Origin of the sequence: Mycobacterium sp. P7213 (assembly GCF_900604305.1) — a bacterium.
Taxonomy (GTDB): domain Bacteria; phylum Actinomycetota; class Actinomycetes; order Mycobacteriales; family Mycobacteriaceae; genus Mycobacterium.
In genome coordinates this window covers 26168-46579 of record NZ_UWOA01000010.1, presented here as the reverse complement: position 1 = coordinate 46579, position 20412 = coordinate 26168, and the positions used below count along the sequence as shown (strand labels likewise).

Below are 20412 nucleotides of genomic sequence, written 5' to 3'. Positions count from 1 at the left end.
GAGGCACCGTCATGGATTGGACCGGCGCGGCACTGCGCACCGACACGCTGATCACCCTGCTGGCGGCAGGCCTGATCTTCCTGCTCGCCCTGGGACTGGGCGTCTGGAAATACCAGCAGATGGCCACCCGGCCGGAGCGCCACGCCCATCCCTACGTCGACATCGCCCACCGTGCCGCATTGCTGTATTCCTTCGCCACGCTGCTGTTGGCGGTGTTCGTCGAGCTCAGCGCCTGGCCGACGTGGGTGAATCTGACTGCCGCCATGGTGGTCGTGTTCTACTTCCTGGCCGCCATCGTCAGCTACATCGTGCACGGCGCCCTGCAGGACACCACCAACCAGTTCGAGCACCCCTCTGCGGGACTGCACGTGTCGATGGTGCTGCTCATCGTCGGTGAGATGGGCGGGTTTGGCGTGCTGTTCGCCGGGTTCCTCGCCGGTTGGCTCGGTCACGGCTAGCGCTCAGGCGGCGCCTTCACCGAGGTAGCGCATCCACACCGGATCGAGATCGTGAATCACCGCCAGCAGCCGCCAATGCTGGCCCTTGGGCGAGGTGGGCACCAACCGCAGCGTCCAGCCGATCTCGGCCAGTAATCGGTCCGCCTTGCGGTGATTGCAGGTCGAGCAGGCGGCTACGCAGTTCTCCCAGGAGTGGTCGCCGCCACGACTGCGCGGCACCACGTGGTCCACGGTGTCGGCCTTGCCGCCGCAGTAGGCGCAGCTGTGCTGGTCGCGGTGCATCAGCGCGGCCCGGGTCAACGGGATCCGGGCGCGGTAGGGCACTCGAACGTAATTCCGCAGCCGGATCACCGACGGCACCGGCACCGACCGGGTCGCCGAGTGGATTACCGGGCCGGCCGGATCGTCGTGCACGATGTCGGCTTTACCGCAGATCAGCATGACCACGGCACGCCGCAGCGAAAGCGCCGTCAACGGCTCGAAGGTGGAGTTCAGCAGCAATACCCGCCGACGGGTCCAGATGGATGCGGCTTCGTTGCTGGTCCCAGAACCGGTGACACCGCCGGCTGTGGCGACCGAATGCAGGCATGGGGCGGTGGCAAGCCCGCTCAGGCTCGCCGGTGGGGCACCGGGGGTGCGGTGGCCCCGACGTTTCATATCCGGTCTTGCAGCCGGTTTATGTGTCGCACCATTGACCTCCGCCGAACAGTTCACCATGATTCGGTGCTGGTCGCACGCCTATTTGCTGTGTGTTCACCGGCAGTCACCGGCGATGCCCCACAATGGGGGGCGATGCAGCCGATAGAAGAACCCTCGTTTTATGACGCCGTCGGCGGCGCGGAGACGTTTAACGCCATCGTGTCGCGGTTTTATCAACTGGTCGCCCAGGATCCGATCCTGCGCCCGATGTATCCTGCCGACGACATGGCCGGCGCCGAGGACCGGTTGCGAATGTTCCTCGAGCAGTACTGGGGCGGGCCGCGCACCTACACCGAGCGTCGTGGGCACCCGCGACTGCGGATGCGCCACATCCCCTACCGGATCGGCCCGATGCAGCGCGATGCGTGGCTGCGCTGCATGACGACGGCCATCAGCGAGATCGACAGCGACACCCTCGACGATGCACACCGCGGCGAACTGCTGCAGTATCTGCATTCGGCGGCGGACTTCCTGGTCAACGCGCCGATCTGATGAGTCCGGCCACACGCCCTGCGGGGCAGCCATGGTGGACGAACAGCACCTTCTACCAGGTGTATCCCCGCTCGTTCGCCGACAGCAACTCCGACGGAGTCGGCGATCTCGACGGGGTGACCGCACACCTGGACTACTTGCACTGGCTGGGGGTCGAGGCGCTGTGGCTCAACCCGGTGACGGTGTCGCCGATGGCCGACCACGGCTACGACGTGGCGAATCCGCGTGACATCGATCCACTGTTCGGCGACCTCGCAGCACTGGATCGGCTGGTGGCCGCCGCGCACGGGCGGGGAATCAAGCTGACGATGGACCTGGTGCCCAACCACACCAGCTCGGCGCACCCCTGGTTCGTCGAGGCATTGGCCGCCAAGCCGGGCAGTCCCGCGCGTGACCGCTACTTCTTCCGTGACGGGCGCGGAATCGACGGCCAGTTGCCGCCCAACAACTGGGTGTCGGTGTTCGGCGGCCCGGCCTGGACGCGGGTCACCGAACCCGACGGCCCCGGCCAGTGGTACCTGCATCTGTTCGATGTGTCACAGCCGGATCTGAACTGGGACAACCCGGAGGTCTTCGCCGATTTCGAGCGCACCCTGCGGTTCTGGCTGGACCGCGGCGTGGACGGCTTCCGCATCGATGTCTCCCACGGCATGGCCAAGCCGGCCGGTCTACCGGACATGCCGGTCACCGATGTGAAGCTGCTGGCCCATCAGGACGACGACCCGCGATTCAATCGGCCCGGCGTCCACGCGATTCACCGGGCGATTCGGCGGGTCTTCGACGACTACCCGGACGCGGTGAGCGTCGGTGAGGTCTGGGTTCACGACAACGATCAGTTCGCCGAGTACCTACGGCCCGACGAATTGCACCTGGCCTTCAACTTCCGGCTGTTGCAAGCCGACTTCGATGCGACTCAGATCCGCGGTGCGATCGACAATTCGCTGGCCGCGGTGGCGTTGGTGGGCGCCAGCGCCACCTGGGCGCTGGAGAATCACGACGTCGAGCGGGCGGTCACCCGCTACGGTGGCGGGGCCTTGGGCCTGGACCGGGCGCGGGCCATGGCCCTGGTCTTGTTGGCGTTGCCGGGCGCGGTGTTCGTCTATAACGGCCAGGAGCTGGGCCTGCCCAACGTCGAACTGCCCGATTCGGCCCTGCAGGACCCGGTGTGGGAGCGCTCCGGGCACACTGAACGCGGCCGCGACGGCTGCCGGGTGCCGCTGCCCTGGTCCGGCGAGACACCGGCTTTCGGATTCTCCGACAACCCCGACACCTGGCTGCCGATGCCGCCGGATTGGGCGGCGCTGACCGTCGAGCGTCAGCGTAGCGATCGCGCCTCGACGCTGTCGCTGTACCGGCAGGCCCTCGCCACCCGCAGGCGCAGGCCCGAACTCACCGGATCGCAGATCGATTGGCTGGACGCACCACCAGGAATGCTGGTCTTCCGACGCGGCGGACTGGTATGCGCGCTGAATGCCGGCGACCGCCCGGTGGATCTTCCCGAAGGACAGCTGATCCTGGCCAGCGCGCCGGCGACCGGCGGTGTCTTGCCGCCCGACAGCGCCGCGTGGCTGACCTAAGCGGAAAGTCTGGTCAGCTGAGATCGCTTGTGGCGCCGACGAATTCGACGACCACGTCCGCGAACCGGTCCGGCTGGTCGATCATGCTTCGCGCACGCATGCACAGTGATGCCTGCTGCCGCTCAGCGGATGAACTTCTCCAGGTAGGCGCGGTGGTCCGCCGACAGCCGCACCAGCTTCTGCTCGTCGATGCTGAAGGTGGCCAACTGCGTCTCGGCGATCACGGCCGGCCGGGAATCCGGGGCCGCGTGCACCGAGCGCACCTCGTAGCCGATGGTGAAGTCCACCGTGCGCAGCCGCGACACCCACATGGTCACCTGCAGCGGTGAGTCCGTCAGCCGCAGCTGCCCCTTGTAGGCAACCTTGACCTCGGCGATCAGCAGCCCGACGCTGGTGATGTCGACCGCGAACGCCGGCGACAGGAACGGCACCCGCGCCTCTTCAAGCATGGTCACCATGGTCGCGTGGTTCACGTGCTGATACATGTCGATGTCCGACCAGCGCACCGGAACCGCTGCCACAAAGCCCACCGGCGCCCCGGTGGATTCGCCTGCCGGACTCACGAAGCCGCGCCGCGTGTCATGCTGCGGATCTGGCGTGCCGCCACCGACAGGGTTGCCAGATCCCGCTGGCCGGATTCGTAGATCTGGGCCAGCGTGCGCCGCGCCCGCTCCACGCGTGAGGCGTTGGTCGATTCCCATTCGGTGATTTTCTGCATCCCGTCCTCGTCCGGTTCCCCGACCGCCAGCACGTCCAGGCACAGCGACCGCACCGAATTGTAGATGTCGTCGCGGATAGCCAACCGCGCCAAGGCGTGCCAGCGGTCATCGCGCGGCAATTGGGCGACCGCCGTCAGCAGGCCGTCGGCGCCCAACCGATCCATCAGCGCGAAATAGGTGTCGGCGACCTCATCGGCGTCACGTTCGGTGATGTCGGCGACGTCGATGACGTCGAGCAGGCTGTAGCGGTACAAGCCCAGTGCGACATCGGTAGCCAGGCCACGAGGCACGCCCTGAGTCTCGAACTCGCTGATGTGTTTGGCGACGATGTCGGCATCGTCGCCGCGCAGCCATTCCGACATCCGCGGTGACAGCGCGGCGACCTGCTCGGCGAACCGATTGATCTCGGCGCCCACCGCCAGTGGCTGCGGGCGGTAGTTGAGCAGCCAACGGCCGGCCCGGTCGATGAGCCGCCGCAGATCCAGGGTCATCCGGTCGGTCACCGCAACCGGCAGACCGTCGCGCTCACCGGCGGCGCGGATGCGCCGCCACAATTCGCCCACCCCGAAGATGGCGTCGGTCGCGACGTAGGCGCGCACCGCGTCGATCAGTTCCACCCCGGCGTCCTCGGTGATCCGGAAGGCATAGGTGATGCCCGCGGTGTCCACCACGTCGTTGATCAGCATGGTGGTGACGATCTCGCGGCGCAGTTGGTGCTGGCGGATCTCGGGGCCGAAGCGCTGTTGCAGTACCTGCGGAAAATACTGCGGCAGCCGGGCGGCGAACACGTCCTGCTCGGGTAGGTCGGTGGACAGTACCGCCGCTTTCAGCGTCAGCTTGACGTGCGCCATCAGAGTGGCCAACTCCGGTGAGGCCAGGCCCAGCCCGGCCTCGGCGCGTCGGGCGATCTCCTTCTCCGATGGCAGCGCCTCCAGGGCGCGGTTGAGCCCGCGGTCTGCCACCAGGTGGCGGATCTGCTCGGCGTGCACCGGCAGCAGGCTCGCGGCGTTGGCCCGGCTGGTGCCCATCAGATCGTTCTGGGCGGTGTTGTCCGCCAGGACCAGCGCACTGACCTCGTCGGTCATCGATGCCAGCAACGCGGGCCGGTCGACGGCGTCGACCTTGCCGACGGTGACCAGGGCGTCGATCAGGATCTTGATGTTGACCTCGTGGTCGGAGCAGTCGACGCCGGCCGAGTTGTCCAGGGCGTCGGTGTTGATGCGGCCGCCGGCCAGGTCGAACTCGACGCGGCCCAGCGGCGTGACGCCGAGGTTTCCGCCTTCGCCGATCACCTTGGCGCGCACCTGGTTTCCGTTGACCCGGACCTGGTCGTTGGCACGGTCTCCGACGTCGGATTCGGACTCGGCTTTGACGTAGGTGCCGATGCCGCCGTTGAACAACAGGTCCACGGGCGCCCGCAGGATCGCCCGGATCAGCACCGGCGGGGTGAGTTCGGTGATGTCCGCGTCGAGACCCAGCACGGCGGCGACCTGCGGGCTGACCGGCACGGATTTCAGGTCGCGCGCGTAGACACCGCCTCCGGCGCTGATCAGCGACTTGTCGTAGTCGTCCCAACTGGATCGGGGCAGGTCGAACATCCGCTGACGCTCGGCGAAAGACCGGGCGGGATCTGGGTCGGGATCGAGGAAGATGTGCCGATGATCGAAGGCGGCCACCAGTCGGATGTGTTCACTGCGCAGCATGCCGTTGCCGAACACGTCGCCGCTCATATCTCCGACGCCGACAACGGTGAAATCCTGGGTCTGGGTGTCGATTCCCATCTCCCGGAAATGCCGCTTGACCGACTCCCAGGCACCTTTCGCGGTGATGCCCATCTCCTTGTGGTCGTAGCCGACCGACCCACCGGACGCGAACGCGTCGCCCAGCCAGTAGCCGTAGGACTTGGCCACCCCGTTGGCGATGTCGGAGAAGCTGGCGGTGCCCTTGTCGGCGGCCACCACCAGATACGCGTCGTCGCCGTCGCGGCGCACGACCTGCGACGGCGCGCTGACCGCGCCGGTGGCGTGATCGACGTTGTCGGTGAGGTCGAGCAGTCCGGAGATGAACAGCGTGTAGCAGGCGATCCCTTCGTCGCGGGCCGCCTCGCGATCCGCTACCGGATTGCCGGTGGGCGTCGGTGGGCGCTTGACCACGAAGCCGCCTTTGGCTCCGGTCGGGACGATGACGGCGTTCTTGACCTCTTGGGCCTTGACCAGTCCGAGGATCTCGGTGCGATAGTCCTCGCGGCGGTCCGACCAGCGCAGCCCGCCACGCGAGACGAAGCCGAACCGCAGGTGCACCCCCTCGACCCGGGGTGAGTAGACGAAGATCTCGAACTTCGGCCGGGGCAGTGGCAACTCGTCGATCAAGCCGGCATCCAGCTTGAGCGCCAGTACGTTACGCGCGCGGGCCGAATCGGCGCGGGTGACAAAGTAATTGGTGCGTAGGGTGGCTTGAATCAGCGAGGCGAACGCGCGCAGGACCCGGTCGGTGTCCAGGCTCACCACCGCGTCGATGCCCGCCGCGACCTCCGCGGCGGCCGCCTGTGCGTCACGGTTGCGATGCGTGCGCGACGGGTCGAACAGCGCCTCAAACAGTGCCACCAGGCCGCGCGCGATGCCCGGATACTCGTTAAGCACCGAGGCGATATGGTTCTCGCTGTAGGGGAAGCGGGCCTGGCGCAGGTATTTGGCGTAGCCGCGCAGCACCACGACCTGTTGCCAGTTCAAACCGGCGCGCAGCACCAGCTCGTTGAATCGGTCGGGCTCGACACGGCCCTCCCAGATCGCGGTGACCCCGTCGGCGAATCGCTGTTCGGCATCGTCGCGCTCGACTCCGGTCTCCGGGATGTCGATGGTGGGGTGCGCTGACACCCTGAACTTGTAGATCCACACCTGCAGGCCGTCGCCGCGGGTGACGGTGAACGGCCGCTCTTCGAGCACCGCCACCCCCATGCATTGCAGCATCGGCAGCAGTTGGCTCAGCGACGCACCGTGTCCACCGAGAAACCAGGCCAACTGACTTCCGTCGGCCTCGCCGTAGTGGGTGAACACCAACTTGACCGAGTCGGCGGTCAGCCGCTCGATGATCGCGATGTCTTCGACGGCCTCGGCTGGAGTGACAGCCTGCTTGTAGATCTCGTCGAAGGCAGCGGCATAGTGTTCGGCCACCTCGACGGCGATGGAGTCCTGCGTCGCCGTCTCGAGCAGCCGGTCTCCCCAGGTGCGGGTGGCCTCGAACAGCATCGCCTGGATCCGGGCTCGGTTGTCCTCGCCGGTGTCGACCGCACGGGCGTCGGGGTCGTCGGAGATCCGGACCATGAAATGCAGCAGCGCCCAAGGGGCTTCGCTGACGCGCGCGCTGTATTCCAGGCCCACTCCGCCGAACTCGCGAACCAGGATGTCCTCCATGTGCAGCCGCACCGGGGTGGTGTAGCGGTCGCGTGGCAGATACACCAAACACGATACGAAGCGCCCGGTGCGGTCGCCGCGCAGGAACAGCAGGGTCCCGCGCCGCGAACCGAGGTCGGACACCGCCATCGCCATGTTCAGCAGCTGTTCCGGGGTGATCGCGAAAAGCTCTGAACGCGGAACGGTTTGGATGATGTCGAGCAGAAGTTGTCCGGGGTGCCCGGGTTCCTTCTCCGCGAGCGCGAGCGCATGGCGGACGGTGTGGGAGATGACCGGGATCTCGAAGACGTCAGCGTTGATCGCGCCGGCGGTGAACAATCCGACGAACCGGTGCGCGACGATGCTGTCGCCGGTGTCCTCCCGGATCACCACCACGTAGGTGTGCGAGCTGAATCGCATATAGCTGGGCACGGTAGCCTGCGCCAGAGTCAACAGACTGTCACCGATGAGCCTGGGCCGCAAAGACTTACGCAGCTGCAAAACGCCCAGCCGGGCGGCGTCATCGACCAGCACCTGTTCGTCGCGCACCACCCCCCGCTGATAGCCCAGCAGAACGAAATGCCCGTCGGCCAGCCAGTGCAGGAGGGCCGCGACATCGTGGCGGTCCGGGGCGGCGTAGTGGCCGTGCGCGTCCGACTCGACCTCGGCGGCAAGCTCGGTGAGCGCGTTGTGCATCGCCTCGGAATCGATCGCCACCTGGCGGACGTCGGCCATCACATCGGGCAGCAGGCGTTCGGTTTCGGCGAGGGTGTGCCGGTTGACGGTCGGTGAGAGCTGGACATGAATCCAGGCCTCGGCCCCCACCGTGCCATCCACGGATCTCGGCTCAACGTCTGAGCCTCTCGGCTCCACCGAACGCAGTTCCCCGGCCTCATCTCGCTGCACGGCGAACACCGGCGACATGATCCCCACGTAGGCCACCCCGAGCCGGTGCAGGAGCACCGCCACCGAGTCCATCAGCATGCCGCCGTGTTCGGTGACCACCTGCAGCGCCGGCCCGCAACCAGCCGGATCGTCGGCGGTCAACACCGCAACCCGGGTCTCACCGGCGAGCCGATGCCGCGCCAGCCGGGCGTGCGCGGCCAGCAGCGCCGGGGTCACCAGGTCGATGGCGGCTGCCCGGCTGGCGGGATCGGCGTCGGTGGGTTCGTCGCTGATCAGCGAGTCGCTGTGCGAACCGCGGTAGGTCTCGACGTAAGCCGTCGAGACCCAAGCAGGAATGCCTTGCGGCTCAGGGGGATCGGGAAATGTTGTCCACGCGGTCGATTCTTTGGTGGACTTTGTCATCCCACCCCTCCTGACTATGTGTCAGCTCCGGCAGCACGGCTACCGGAACAACATTAGTCGCGGGTGAGCCTGCGGTGGGTCACTCGATGCGGACGCGCCGCTTCGGCACCGAGACGTTCCACCTTGTTCTCCTCGTAGGCGCCGAAGTTGCCCTCGAACCAGAACCACTTGGCCTCGTTGTCGTCGTCGCCCTCCCACGCCAGGATGTGCGTGCAGGTCCGGTCGAGGAACCAGCGGTCGTGGCTGATGACGACGGCGCAACCGGGGAACTGTTCGAGGGCGTTCTCCAGTGAACCGAGCGTTTCGACATCGAGGTCGTTGGTCGGCTCGTCCAGCAGGATCAGGTTGCCGCCCTGCTTGAGAGTCAGGGCCAGGTTCAGCCGGTTGCGCTCACCGCCGGAGAGCACGCCGGCAGGCTTCTGCTGGTCTGGGCCCTTAAAGCCGAACGCCGAGACGTAGGCCCGGGACGGGATCTCGTTCTGCCCGACCTCGATGTAGTCCAGGCCGTCGGAGACCACTTCCCAGACCGTCTTCTTCGGGTCGATGCCGGCACGGTTCTGGTCGACATAGCTCAGCTTGACCGTTTCGCCGACCTTGACCGTGCCGCTGTCCGGCTCTTCCAGGCCGACGATGGTCTTGAACAGGGTCGTCTTGCCGACGCCGTTGGGGCCGATCACGCCGACGATGCCGTTGCGCGGCAGCGTGAACGACAGGTCCTTGATCAGCTGGCGCGACTCGAAACCCTTGTCCAGGTGCTCCACCTCGACGACGGTGTTGCCCAGGCGCGGGCCGACCGGGATCTGGATCTCCTCGAAGTCAAGCTTGCGGGTCTTCTCCGCCTCGACAACCATCTCCTCGTAGCGCTGCAGGCGGGCCTTGTTCTTGGCTTGGCGGGCCTTGGCACCCGAACGCACCCAGGCGAGTTCGTCCTTGAGCCGCTTCTGCAGCTTCTGGTCCTTCTTGCCCTGCACCTCGAGACGCTCGGCCTTCTTCTCCAGATAGGTCGAGTAGTTGCCCTCGTAGGGGTAGGCCCGGCCGCGGTCGAGCTCCAGGATCCACTCGGCCACGTTGTCGAGGAAGTAACGGTCGTGGGTAACCGCGAGGATGGCGCCCGGGTAGGAGGCCAGGTGCTGCTCGAGCCACAGCACGCTCTCGGCGTCGAGGTGGTTGGTGGGCTCGTCCAGAAGCAGCAGATCGGGCTTGCTCAGCAGCAGCTTGCACAGCGCCACCCGCCGACGCTCGCCACCGGAGAGATGGGTGACGGGCTCGTCGGGCGGCGGGCAGCGCAGTGCGTCCATGGCCTGTTCGAGCTGCGAGTCGATGTCCCAGGCGTCGGCGGCGTCAAGCTCCTCCTGGAGCTTGCCCATCTCTTCCATCAGCTCGTCGGTGTAGTCGGTGGCCATCAGCTCGGCGACCTCGTTGTACCGATTGAGCTTGGCCTTGATCGGCACGCCCTCTTCGACGTTCTCCCGGACCGTCTTGGTCTCGTCCAGCGGCGGCTCCTGCAACAGGATGCCGACGGTGGCTCCGGGCGCCAGGAAAGCGTCGCCGTTGTTCGCCTTGTCCAGCCCGGCCATGATCCGCAGGACGCTGGACTTACCCGCACCGTTGGGGCCGACGACACCGATCTTGGCGCCGGGCAGGAAGTTCAGCGTGACGTCGTCGAGGATGACTTTGTCGCCGTGTGCTTTGCGCACCTTCTTCATCGTGTAGATGAACTCAGCCATGCCGGGGTGTCGCCTCCTGGTCTCGCGAATTTGCTCGCCAACCATCCTAGGGGGTCGCCCGGCAGGGCCGTCGGCTGCTGTCAGGGCGTCAGAGCTATCCCGGCCATCTCGGCCATCTCGTCGCCGGCGCCGGATTCGCCGTCGGCGCAGTCCGGGCCGTCGGCCTCGGCGCTCGGAGAAGTCGCCGTCGGACACTCCGGTCCGGCGGCAATGATCTTCTCCACCCGGGCCGCACATCGCGCCAGGTTCGGGCCGACCGCCGTCGCGCGTAGCTCCACCGACGATCGACGATTGCCGTCTTTGTCCTCGTATTCACTGGTGAATACGTCTCCGACCACGATCACCGGCAATCCCTTGCTCAGTGACGCACCGACGCCGGTGACCAACCGGTCCCAGCAGGTGACGGTCAGATACAGCGAGTTGCCGGGCTCCCAGTTCCCGTCGGCGCCGCGCTTGCGCGAGTTGCTGGCGACCCGGAATTTGATCAGTTCGTGCTCCCCCACCCGGCGCCGGATCGGGTCGGTCACGACGTTGCCGATGATGGTCAACGGGGTTTCATACATGGCACGTTTTCCTTCCTGGTTGCGGCGGACGTGATCAGCCCGCTCATGCTGCACCCATTGAGCCCGCCGGCCCCGACAACGCGACGGCTCGGGCGGTTGCGTGCAGCGGCAACTGTGGAAGAAGTGTGATTTGGGGATAGCCGAGGCAGGTGTCCTACACCCGCGGCTTGCCGACGTTAACCGGCGCGTTCCAATTCGAGAATGTGATCACCACCGACTCGTCGTCTCCGGACCCCAGTTTGAGCGCAACCAGGTGATGATCACCGGTCTCCTCGATCCAGACCGTGCACGACGTCCGTTTGGTGGCCGTCAAATGCGGCACGATCTTCTTGGCCGCGCGCGCAGACACCTGGCCGCTGATCCGGACGGTGTGCACTTCGTCTGTGCCGAGCGCGATCGTCTCGCGGCCCTCGACCTCCGGGTCGAAGAAATCGGTCAGCATGTCGGCGAGCCCGGTATCCGGGCTCAGGATCGAGGCCACGTCGAAGAAGTTCGTGGCCGGCCCGTAGTCGATCCACCGGCCATCATCTTGCGACACGTAGAGGTCTCCCCCGAACACCACGAACTCCACGTAGGCCGGAGCCCCCCGGTACTTGATCTTGGCGTAGCCCTTGGCGGCCTCGGCAGGCTGCCTGGTCACGTCGCCGTCGAGCGCGGTGATCGCCATGTTCTCGATGCCGCTGCTCGCCGACAGACTCAGGTGCGCGCTGTCGACTCCTGCGGTGGTGGCGCTGGACTCCTTGAGAATCGCCGCGGCGCTCGGCAGTGGCTCACTGGCCTTCTTCGAAGACGGGGGCGACGGCTTCGAGGACGGGGCCGGTTCGGTAGCCGACGATGGTTCGGGCGACGACGTCGCCGGCACGGAGGTCGATTCGGTGGCCGATTGGACTGTCGGCGTGACGGCAGACGACGAAACCGACGGCGCGGTTGGAGCGGTGGACGAGCAACCGGCGACCAGGGCAGCAGCGGCACTCGCGATCGACAGTACGGCGGGGAGCCTGCGCATGCCCGCCATGCTAGGTGCCCTCGGACCGGCGGACCCGGCAAGGGGGAACCGCGCGGCGATGGAACCGTTGGTATACGTTGCTTGCGGTGGATACCAAAGGCCAGTCCGGCAGCGGTGCACACACCGACCGCAGCACATGGGCACGCGACGAAATCCGGGTTTCGAACCCGAAAGCCATGCGACGCTCGATTGCCGGCACTGCTGTCGGCAACTTCATGGAGTGGTACGACTTCGGCATCTACGGCTTCCTCGCCACCACTCTCGCGCAGGTCTTCTACCCCGGCGACAGCTCCAGTGCGGTGGGCCTGATCGCCACGTTCGGCACCCTGGCCGCGGCCTTCGCGGTGCGGCCGTTCGGCGGGATATTCTTCGGCGCACTCGGTGACCGCATCGGCCGCAAAAAAGTCCTGATCATGACCGTCTCGCTGATGGCGATAGGCACCACGATCACGGGACTGCTGCCGTCCTACGAGGCGATCGGGATCTGGGCTCCGGTCCTGCTGATCATCACCAAGCTGATGCAGGGCTTCTCCACCGGCGGCGAGTACGTCGGCGCGATGACCTATGTCAGCGAACACGCCCCGGACCGCACCCGCGGCGCGCTGACCGGATTTCTGCCGTTAGGCACCTTGGGCGGCTACATCACCGGCGCCGGCGTGGTCACCCTGATCCAATCCCAACTGCCGGTGTCCGACATGTTGCACTGGGGCTGGCGAGTCCCCTTCCTGCTGGGTGTGCCGCTGGCCATCATCACGCTGTACATGCGGTTGCGCATCGATGAATCACCGGCCTTCGAAGAGCTGGAACAGGCCGGTGCTGACAACTCGGTGGCCAGCGAAACCGGGTGGCAGCAGTTCCGGCAAACCGTCGTGGGACACCGCAGCGGTCTGCTGATCTGCATGGGCCTGGTGCTGGCGGAGAACGTCACCAACTACATGCTCACCGGATACCTACCGACGTACTTCAAGCAGGTCGGCAGTATCAGCGGCAGCCGCGGGCTGACGATGATCGTGGTGGCGCTGGTGATGATGTTGGTCGTCGTGATGCCACTGGCCAGATTGTCCGACCGAATCGGCCGCAAGCCGCTGCTGTGGACCGGCAGCGCCCTACTGATCTTCGGCTCGGTCCCAGCGTTCCTGCTGATCCGCCACGGCGGCAGCTATCCGATCCGGTTGCTCGGTGTGCTGCTCATCGGGCTGATGCTGGTGTGCTTCAACAGCACCACACCGTCGACGCTGCCAGCGCTGTTCCCCACCGCGGTGCGCTTTTTCGCGGTGGCCATCGGATTCAACATCTCGGTCTCGTTGTTCGGAGGTACCACCCCGCTGGTCGCCGAGACGCTGGTCTCGGGAACCGGCAACGTGATGGTGCCCGCCTTCATCCTGATGGGCGCGGGCGTCATCGGCGCGATCACGGTGTGGTTCACCCCGGAGACGGCCGGCAAGCGCCTGCCCGGGTCGGGACCGTCGGTGGCCACCGAGCAGGAGGCCAGTGCCATCGCCGAAGCGGGGCTGCGCGAATAGACCAAGTCGATCGATTCGGGCACCGGCCGTGGTGATCAGTCCAGACCGACGAGATCCGCGGAGATGCGCCACAGGCCGTCGATGAGCTTGGGGTCGCGGGCCTGTCGGTTCTCGCGGCCGTTGGCGCGGTGCCGGTCGAAGTAGACGCCGTTGATCGCGGGGTCGGCGCCGCGGTTGGCCAGTTCGATCAACGGCGCGGCGCCCTGGGCCGGGGTGATGGCCGCGAGGTGGCGCAGCGGGGTGCGGTAGAGCAGGCCGACAAACCAGGAGTCCCGGCCGAAGCTCGTCGCGACCGGACCGGGATGCACTGCGGCCGAGATGATCGCGTCGTCAACCCAGCGCTGGGCGATGCCGCGGGTGAACAGGATGTTCATCAGCTTGCTGGTCCCGTAGGCCCGCGGCTCAATGGCACGCCGGCGCCGATAGTCCAGGTCATCGAGGTCGACGTGGCCGAACCGGTTGCCGATGCTGGAGGTGTTCAGCACCAGCGCGCCGCCGGCGGCGGCCAGCCGGTCGCGCAACAGGTTGGTCAGCAGGAACGGCGCGAGGTGGTTGATCCCGAAGTTGGGTTCATGTCCCTGGGCGGTACGTTGCCCCGGCGCGAACGTTCCGCCCGCGTTGTTCAGCAGAACGTCGATGGTGCCGACCTGTTCGCGGATCTGTTCGGCCAGCGCACGAACCTGGTCGAGATCGGCGAAGTCAGCGGTCAGGGCGGTGGCACCGGCGTCGGCGGCGACCGGCGCCAATTTCTGAGCCGAGCGGCCGACGACTACGAGATTGACCTCCGGTCCGGCCAAAGCACGCGCTGCGACAGCGCCGATGCCGTCGCTGGCGCCGGTGATCACGATCGTTCGGGGTGAGGTCACTGCAGGTTCTCCTTCGATTCGTCACGGTCAGATCGCGTCGGCGGGTCGCCGCACCGGGCTCACCCGTCGCGGCGGGCCATCTCCGCCAGCATCGCGTTGTAGGCGGCCAGGTCGGCGTCGTCATCGCGTTCGGCGGCGCGGTCGAGACGCTTGGCGATGCGCCGGTCACTGCGATGCCACTGCACCAGCAGTGCGATCATCACCATGAGCAGGGGCAATTCGCCTGCTGACCAGGTGATGCCGCCGCCCAGGTGCTGGTCTCCGGCCAAGTCGGTGTGCCAGGGCAGGCCCAGCGCACCGTAGAACCACTCCCCGAGCACCTTGTGCATCCCCATCAGGAAGACCCCGAAGAAGCCGTGCAGCGGCAGCGAGGCGAACACCACCGCCAGCTTGGCCAGCGGTGAGATGGGCCGGGGAGTGGGGTCCACGCCGATCACGACCCAATAGAAGAGGTAGCCGCTGAGGATGAAGTGGATGTTCATCGCAAGGTGCCCGGCGTGACTGCCGGCGATCGAGTCGAACAGGCTGCTGAAGTAGAGCCCGTAAAAGCCGACGACGAAGATCACCGCCGCGACGATCGGATTGGTGAGGACCCGCGAGACCCGGCTGTGCAGCGCGGCCAGTAGCCATTCCCGCATTCCTGGCGGTTCGCCGCGACCGGCGACCGGCAGCGCCCGCAGCGCCAGCGTGGTCGGTCCGCCCAACACCAGCAGGATCGGCACCAGCATCGACAGGAGCATGTGCACCGCCATGTGCATGCTGAACATCGCCGGCATGTAGCGACCGGTGCCCGACGAGGTGGCGAACAGCAGGGTCAGACAGCCCAGCATCCAGGCGATGGTGCGGCCCGCGGGCCAGGCGTCACCGCGGCGGCGCAGCCGCAGCACCCCGGCCAGATACACGCCGGCCAGGACTATCGCGGCGGTCCCGAAGACGACGTCGTATCGCCAGTCGAACAGGATCCGGGCCACGGTCGGCGGGCCGGCGAAGTCGTAGCCGATCTTGACCATCGGGACCGACGGGTTGAGCACCGTCGGCGGGGGCGGCGGAGTGCGGCCCAGTCCCACCGCAACGCCGAAGGTCAGCGCGAAGACGATGGCCTCGGTCAGCGCCAGCCGGATCAGCGGGGCGCGCTTGTTCGGGTCTTCCTGCAGCGCCGCCACTCCGCGGCGCCGCTGCCAAGCACCGAGGCAGCCGAGCACACACAGCGCGACGAACTTGGCCACTACCAACTGGCCGTACGGCGTGGTCAGCAGGTCGGCAGGGGCCAGCCGAACCAGCGCGTTGAGCCCACCCGACAGGCCCATCGCCACGAAGCACCACAGCGCCACGGTGGAGAACCGCCGGGCGGCGAGGTCGGCGTGTTCTCCGCCCCGAATCGCGTGTACCAGCAACGCCAGTAGACCGCCGGCCCACAGGCCCGCGGCGATCAGGTGGATGAGCAGGCTGTTGGTGGCCAGATCGTGTGACCCGCCGGCGGCCGAATGGCCGGTCAGCCCCAGCGGGATCAGGGTCAGCAGCGAACCCGCCAGCAGCACCGGTGTCCAGGACCAGCGCAGCACGGGCAGGCTCGCCAGCGTCACCACCGCGGCCAGCAGCGCGGTCCACCGCCAGGCCGACGCGGTGTCGACCAGCCCAGCAAACGACCAGGCCGTCGCCGGGTCGAGGAACTCCGACAAGGGGTGGCCAGAGACATCGGAGATGGTCAGCGGAACCAGCAGTGCGGCACACACCGCCCAGGCTCCCGACGCCGCGGTTCCCAACCGCAGCGCACGGTAGCCGGCGGCGTCGAGCACCCCGCTTTGCTGCGGCGGCACCAGGAACGCCGCGAGCAGAAACGATCCCACCGCCAGCACTGCGGCCATCTCGCCGGCTGCCCGCACGAATGGCAACCCCAGCGTGGTCACGGGTCCCGGGTCGGGCAGGCCGGTCGCGGTCAGGGCGTCGGCCAACGACAGGGCCCCGATCCCGGCGGCGATGCACCCGGCCAAGATCGCCAGCGCGGCCAGCATCGGCAGCACGATCGCCGCGCGGCCGCGGGTTGCCGAAGTAGCCGTCATGGCTCCCAGCGTATGGTGCGCGCCAGCCGCGCTGCATACCAGGCGGGCGACGTTGCGGCGCGCCTGCTACCTGCTCAATCCCCGCCAGTGGCGTCGCACCTCCATGTCCCGGGCGGCAAATGCCTCCCGGGCGATGCGGGCGATGTGGTCGGAGTCCTGCAGGATCCCTCGCAGTTCAGCGCGGAACGCCTTGCGGCGGCCGGCCAGATCCGGCGCGGGTTCCAGCAGGCCCTGGTCGGCGAGCACCTGACAGGCGGTGGCGAACAGCAAGGTCGACACCGATTCGCTGCTGCGAACGCGCCCCTGCGCCACGTACTGGCGACCGACCCCCAGGGCCAACTGCGTCAGTTCGTTCTCGCCGATGTCGTCCGGTGCGTCGCAGAGCACATCGGCGACGATCGCGTAGGACTCGAAGAACACCCGCAGCATGACGTCGGAGGTCACCGGACTCTTTTCGGACAGAATGCCGTCGATCTCGGCGCCACCGGCGCCCACCCGCTGCTGCCAGTCACCGAACCAGGACATCTCCTCGGCGATGTTGTCGCGGAAAGACGCTGAATCGGCGAAGTAGAAGTCGAACTTGAGCAGGTCGCGCAGCCGCATCGCCTGCGTCCAGAACGCGTCCAGCCGGTCGCCTTCGCCGCGGCCGGCGTGCGCCAGGGCCAGTTCGACGATCGACGTCTCCAGGAAGGCGTGGATCACCGAGTTGCGGTAGAACGACGCGGCGTGCTCGTCTTCGGGGGCGATCCGCCACACCGACTCTCGTCCGCCGTCAACACGGGTTACCGGGTGCCCGTTGGATAACGCATCCACCGCTGCGCGTACCCCGTCGCGGCTGCGCAGCCGCAACCCGCTGTTGGAGATCGGAGTCTGCTTGCGTTCCAGGTAATCCAGGCCGGCCTGCAGCGAATGGTGGATCTGGTCCAGCGTCAACGCCAGCCCGTGCGTAGTCAGCAGCAACGCTGACACCAGGCCGGTCGCGCTGATCGGGGTGACACGCTGGATCCGCCAGGCCACCTCGATGGCCATCTTCTGCATGGCCAGCCGCTTGGCATCCGGATCAGTGGCAGCCGCACTGTCGGGGGCACCCAAGTACTGGCGCATTGATACGGCCTCGGGGAAGCGCACGTATATCTTGCCGTAGTTGCGTTCGCCCTGCGCCTTGATGAAACGGTAGAGCCAGCGGATCCCCTCGGGGGTCTTCTCTCCGCCGCGGGCATAGGCGGCGTACTCGTCGGTCTCATGCAGTTGGTCAAAACTGATCGAAACACCCTGCAGCAGAACATCTTCGGTGCGGTTGTCCAGGTAGGCATCGGCGACGTAGGTCATCAGCCCGAGCTTGGGGGGCAGCATCTTGCCGGTACGCGACCGGGTGCCCTCGATAGACCAGCTCAGGTTGAACCGCTTCTCCATCACGTAGCCGACGTACTCCTTGAGCACGTATTTGTAGAGCGGGTTGTTGCCGATGCTGCGGCGGATGAAGATGACGCCGGAGCGGCGCAGCAACGGCCCCATCAATCCGAACGACAGATTGATACCCGCGAAGACGTGGACCGGAGGAAGCCGGTTCTCCTGCATCGCCACCGGCATGACCGCGCCGTCGATGTAGGACCGGTGGGAGAACAGCAGCACCGCGGGGTGATTCTCCAGCGCGGTGCGCAGGGCGGCGACCTGATATTCGTCGTAGTCGATCTCGGGATCGAAGCCGCGGCTGAGCATCCGGGTCAAGACGGCGACCAAGTCGACCGAGACCCGACTCCAGCCGGTGGACAGCTCATCGAGCATCTTGCCGGCCTCGTCGACGGTGGCGCCCGGAATGGCGTCCAGTCCCTCGCGGAATCGGGTGGACGCCAAGATCTCCGGTTTCACCAGCCGCGGGGACTTGTATTGCGGGCCCAGGATCCGGTTCTCGGCGCGCTCCAGCGCCAGCACTGCGCGGCGCGTGACGAAATGCGCGAAGTCCCGCGGGTTTTCCGCGACGGTGTTTTCACTCCACTGGCTGCGCAGGTCGGCGACGCTGGCCGGCTCACCCACCACGACGCGGGCCAACGACGACTCGGTACGCAGGATCTGGCGCTGTTGGCGTTCGCTGGGCCGATACGGATTGCGGCCGGGCAGCAAGGCGGCCACGCGCTTCAGGGCGGACGCTTCAGCACGGGGCATCCAGAACACCCGCACCGGCAGGATCGACCGCCGCTCGTCGCGCTGGAGGTGGCCGACCAGCCGAGCCATCGCACCGGACGAGCGTTGCGACGGGTCGAGTTCCAGCAGTTCGATGCGGTGGTCGGGGCGGCCGTCCCGGTACCGTTCCAGCCACTCGTGAACGAGGTCGGCCTCCACCGGCGACTTCACGTAGGCCAAGACCAGGGTTTCGAAGGGTGCGGTGGCCTCCGCGGGATCGCTGGCCGGTGATGTCGTCACTGCTCCCCCTTCGGGGCCGGCGGCTTCTTGGCCGGGGCTTTCTTGGCCGCAGCCTTCTTGGCCGGCGCCTTCTTGGCGGCAACCTTTTTAGCCGGGGTCTTCTTGGCGGCAGCCTTTTTAGCGGGCGCCTTCTTGGCCGCCGGCTTGGGTGACCAGGCCGGCAACTCGTCGACCGGCCAGTCGGCCAGGGTGTCCAGGTACAGCTGCCGGACCTCCGCGATCCGCTCGGGCAGCGTGTCGACCGTCCAATCCTCGACCGAGATCGCCGGGAACACCGCGACGTCGACGGTGCCCGGGTGAGCGCTCATCGAGTCGCGGGCCGCGACCACCTCGGCGTTGCGGATGATCACCGGCACGATCGGTATCCCGGCCGCCATTGCGAGCCGGAAGGGTCCCTTCTTGAACGGGCCCACCCCGGTGGTGTCGACCCGAGTGCCTTCCGGCGCGATCACCACCGACAAGCCGCGCTTGGCACGTTCTTCGACCTGTTGTAGCGACTCCACGGCCGCTGCCGCGTCGTCCCGGTCGATGAACACCATCTCGGTCAGCTTCCCCAGCGGACCGGCGATCGGGTCTCGCTCCAGTTCGCGCTTGCCGACGCTGATCCAGTTGTCACGCACCAGCGAGGCTGTGATCACCGGATCGACCTGATTGCGGTGGTTGAAGATGAACACCGCCGGCCGGGTTGCGGTGAGATTCTCTTTGCCGATCACGTTGAGCCGCACGCCATTCAAACCAAGCAGCACCTGCGGGAACAGCGCGGTAAAGAAGTTGACCCCGCGACGGCGGCTGCCACTCAGTAGGCCCAGCCCGATCGCGCCAGCACCCACCGGGACGATCGAGCTGAGGCCGGCCAGGTTCCGCAGTTGGCCGACGACTCCGCTGCCGCGGCTGCTGAACTGCAGGATCGGCCAGCCGCGCTTGCGGGCGACCGAGGCCATCTTGCCCTCGGGGTTCGTCGGTCGCGGATTGCCGACCAGATGCATCAGCGCAACGTCTTCGTCCCCGTCGGCGTAGAAGTAACTGTCCTGCAGGTCGATGTCGTGTTCGGCGGCGAACTTCTGCACCGCGGCGGCCTTGCCCGGCCCCCACAGGATCGGTTCGACCACCTCGCCGGTGAGCACCCCGTCCTCGTCGGTGACGAAGGCGTTGGTGAGCGTGTTGGCAATACCCAGGAAACGGGCCACCGGTTCGACCTGGATGGTCAGCGCCGAAGAACTCAGCACGACGGTGTGCCCACGAGCCTGGTGGGCTCGCACCACCGCACGCATTTCGGGGTAGATGCGCTTGGCGATCTTCTGCACGAACAGCCGCTCGCCGATCTCATCGAGGTCACTGATCGAACGGCCACGCAGTGCCGACGACGCGGTCTTGATGAGCTCCTCGAACTCGATGCGGCCGAGCTGATGGTTGAGCCCGGCCTGGATCATGCCGAATAGCTCCCCCAGCCCCATGTCGCGGCTCCGGAATCGCTCCCGGGTGAGGATCACGGCGGTGAAGCCGGCCACCAGGGTGCCGTCAAGGTCGAAGAACGCGCCGATCTTGGGCCCTGGCGGGCTCGCCGCGATCTCAGCCACCGATCCGGGCAGCCGCATGTCGCGCGG

General features: G+C 67.0%; 13 protein-coding genes and 2 pseudogenes. 4 read left to right on the top strand and 11 right to left on the bottom strand.

Features of this window, described 5'->3' with window-relative positions:
- Positions 1-11: 11 nt before the first annotated feature.
- On the top strand, positions 12-458 hold the full coding sequence (locus tag EJK91_RS05420; RefSeq protein WP_164517886.1) for a hypothetical protein: 447 nt from the start codon (positions 12-14) through the stop codon (positions 456-458).
- Positions 459-461: 3 nt separating this feature from the next.
- Here EJK91_RS05420 and EJK91_RS05415 read toward each other — a convergent pair whose 3' ends face one another.
- Positions 462-1115: an HNH endonuclease gene (locus EJK91_RS05415; RefSeq protein ID WP_046300576.1), complete on the bottom strand. Its 654-nt coding sequence runs from the start codon at positions 1113-1115 to the stop codon at positions 462-464.
- A 135-nt stretch (positions 1116-1250) separates the two neighbouring features.
- Between EJK91_RS05415 and EJK91_RS05410 the strand changes: the two genes are divergently transcribed.
- Positions 1251-1649 carry a globin gene (locus EJK91_RS05410; protein WP_046300575.1) on the top strand — a complete coding sequence of 133 codons (399 nt, stop codon included), beginning with the start codon at positions 1251-1253 and terminating at the stop codon, positions 1647-1649.
- Entirely contained in the window at positions 1649-3226 is a 1578-nt protein-coding gene (locus EJK91_RS05405) for a glycoside hydrolase family 13 protein (RefSeq protein ID WP_125078432.1), read from the top strand. The genes EJK91_RS05410 and EJK91_RS05405 overlap by 1 nt, the downstream gene beginning before the upstream one ends.
- 122 nt (positions 3227-3348) lie before the next feature.
- Here EJK91_RS05405 and EJK91_RS05400 read toward each other — a convergent pair whose 3' ends face one another.
- From EJK91_RS05400 to EJK91_RS05380, 5 genes are all read right to left on the bottom strand, one after another.
- The gene (locus EJK91_RS05400; protein ID WP_024440804.1) at positions 3349-3756 is read right to left on the bottom strand and encodes an acyl-CoA thioesterase; all 408 of its coding nucleotides are present in this window, start codon (positions 3754-3756) and stop codon (positions 3349-3351) included.
- Positions 3757-3785: 29 nt separating this feature from the next.
- Positions 3786-8642, bottom strand: a complete 4857-nt coding sequence (locus tag EJK91_RS05395; protein WP_125078431.1) for an NAD-glutamate dehydrogenase — start codon at positions 8640-8642, stop codon at positions 3786-3788.
- A 53-nt stretch (positions 8643-8695) separates the two neighbouring features.
- The gene (gene ettA / locus EJK91_RS05390; protein WP_024440806.1) at positions 8696-10369 is read right to left on the bottom strand and encodes an energy-dependent translational throttle protein EttA; all 1674 of its coding nucleotides are present in this window, start codon (positions 10367-10369) and stop codon (positions 8696-8698) included.
- A gap of 80 nt (positions 10370-10449) precedes the next feature.
- Positions 10450-10932 (bottom strand): single-stranded DNA-binding protein, encoded by a 483-nt coding sequence (locus EJK91_RS05385; RefSeq protein WP_046301259.1) that lies wholly within the window; start codon positions 10930-10932, stop codon positions 10450-10452.
- Between the two features lie 154 nt (positions 10933-11086).
- Positions 11087-11938 carry an LppX_LprAFG lipoprotein gene (locus tag EJK91_RS05380; RefSeq protein ID WP_206430386.1) on the bottom strand — a complete coding sequence of 284 codons (852 nt, stop codon included), beginning with the start codon at positions 11936-11938 and terminating at the stop codon, positions 11087-11089.
- Positions 11939-12114: 176 nt separating this feature from the next.
- Between EJK91_RS05380 and EJK91_RS05375 the strand changes: the two genes are divergently transcribed.
- Positions 12115-13461 (top strand): MFS transporter, encoded by a 1347-nt coding sequence (locus EJK91_RS05375; protein ID WP_024440809.1) that lies wholly within the window; start codon positions 12115-12117, stop codon positions 13459-13461.
- Between the two features lie 35 nt (positions 13462-13496).
- On the opposite strand, the gene EJK91_RS05370 is transcribed toward EJK91_RS05375, so the two are convergent.
- From EJK91_RS05370 to EJK91_RS05355, 5 genes and pseudogenes are all read right to left on the bottom strand, one after another.
- Positions 13497-14327, bottom strand: coding sequence for an SDR family NAD(P)-dependent oxidoreductase (locus EJK91_RS05370; RefSeq protein ID WP_024440810.1), 831 nt, complete (start codon positions 14325-14327; stop codon positions 13497-13499).
- A 59-nt stretch (positions 14328-14386) separates the two neighbouring features.
- Positions 14387-16387 (bottom strand): cytochrome c oxidase assembly protein, encoded by a 2001-nt coding sequence (locus EJK91_RS05365; protein ID WP_024440811.1) that lies wholly within the window; start codon positions 16385-16387, stop codon positions 14387-14389.
- Positions 16388-16453: 66 nt separating this feature from the next.
- Entirely contained in the window at positions 16454-18808 is a 2355-nt protein-coding gene (locus tag EJK91_RS05360; protein WP_125078430.1) for a glycerol-3-phosphate 1-O-acyltransferase, read from the bottom strand.
- A 14-nt stretch (positions 18809-18822) separates the two neighbouring features.
- Positions 18823-18972, bottom strand: a pseudogene (locus EJK91_RS23160) (hypothetical protein); the annotation flags it as partial.
- A gap of 237 nt (positions 18973-19209) precedes the next feature.
- Positions 19210-20403 (bottom strand): annotated as a pseudogene (locus tag EJK91_RS05355) (HAD-IB family hydrolase); the annotation flags it as partial.
- Positions 20404-20412 lie beyond the last annotated feature (9 nt).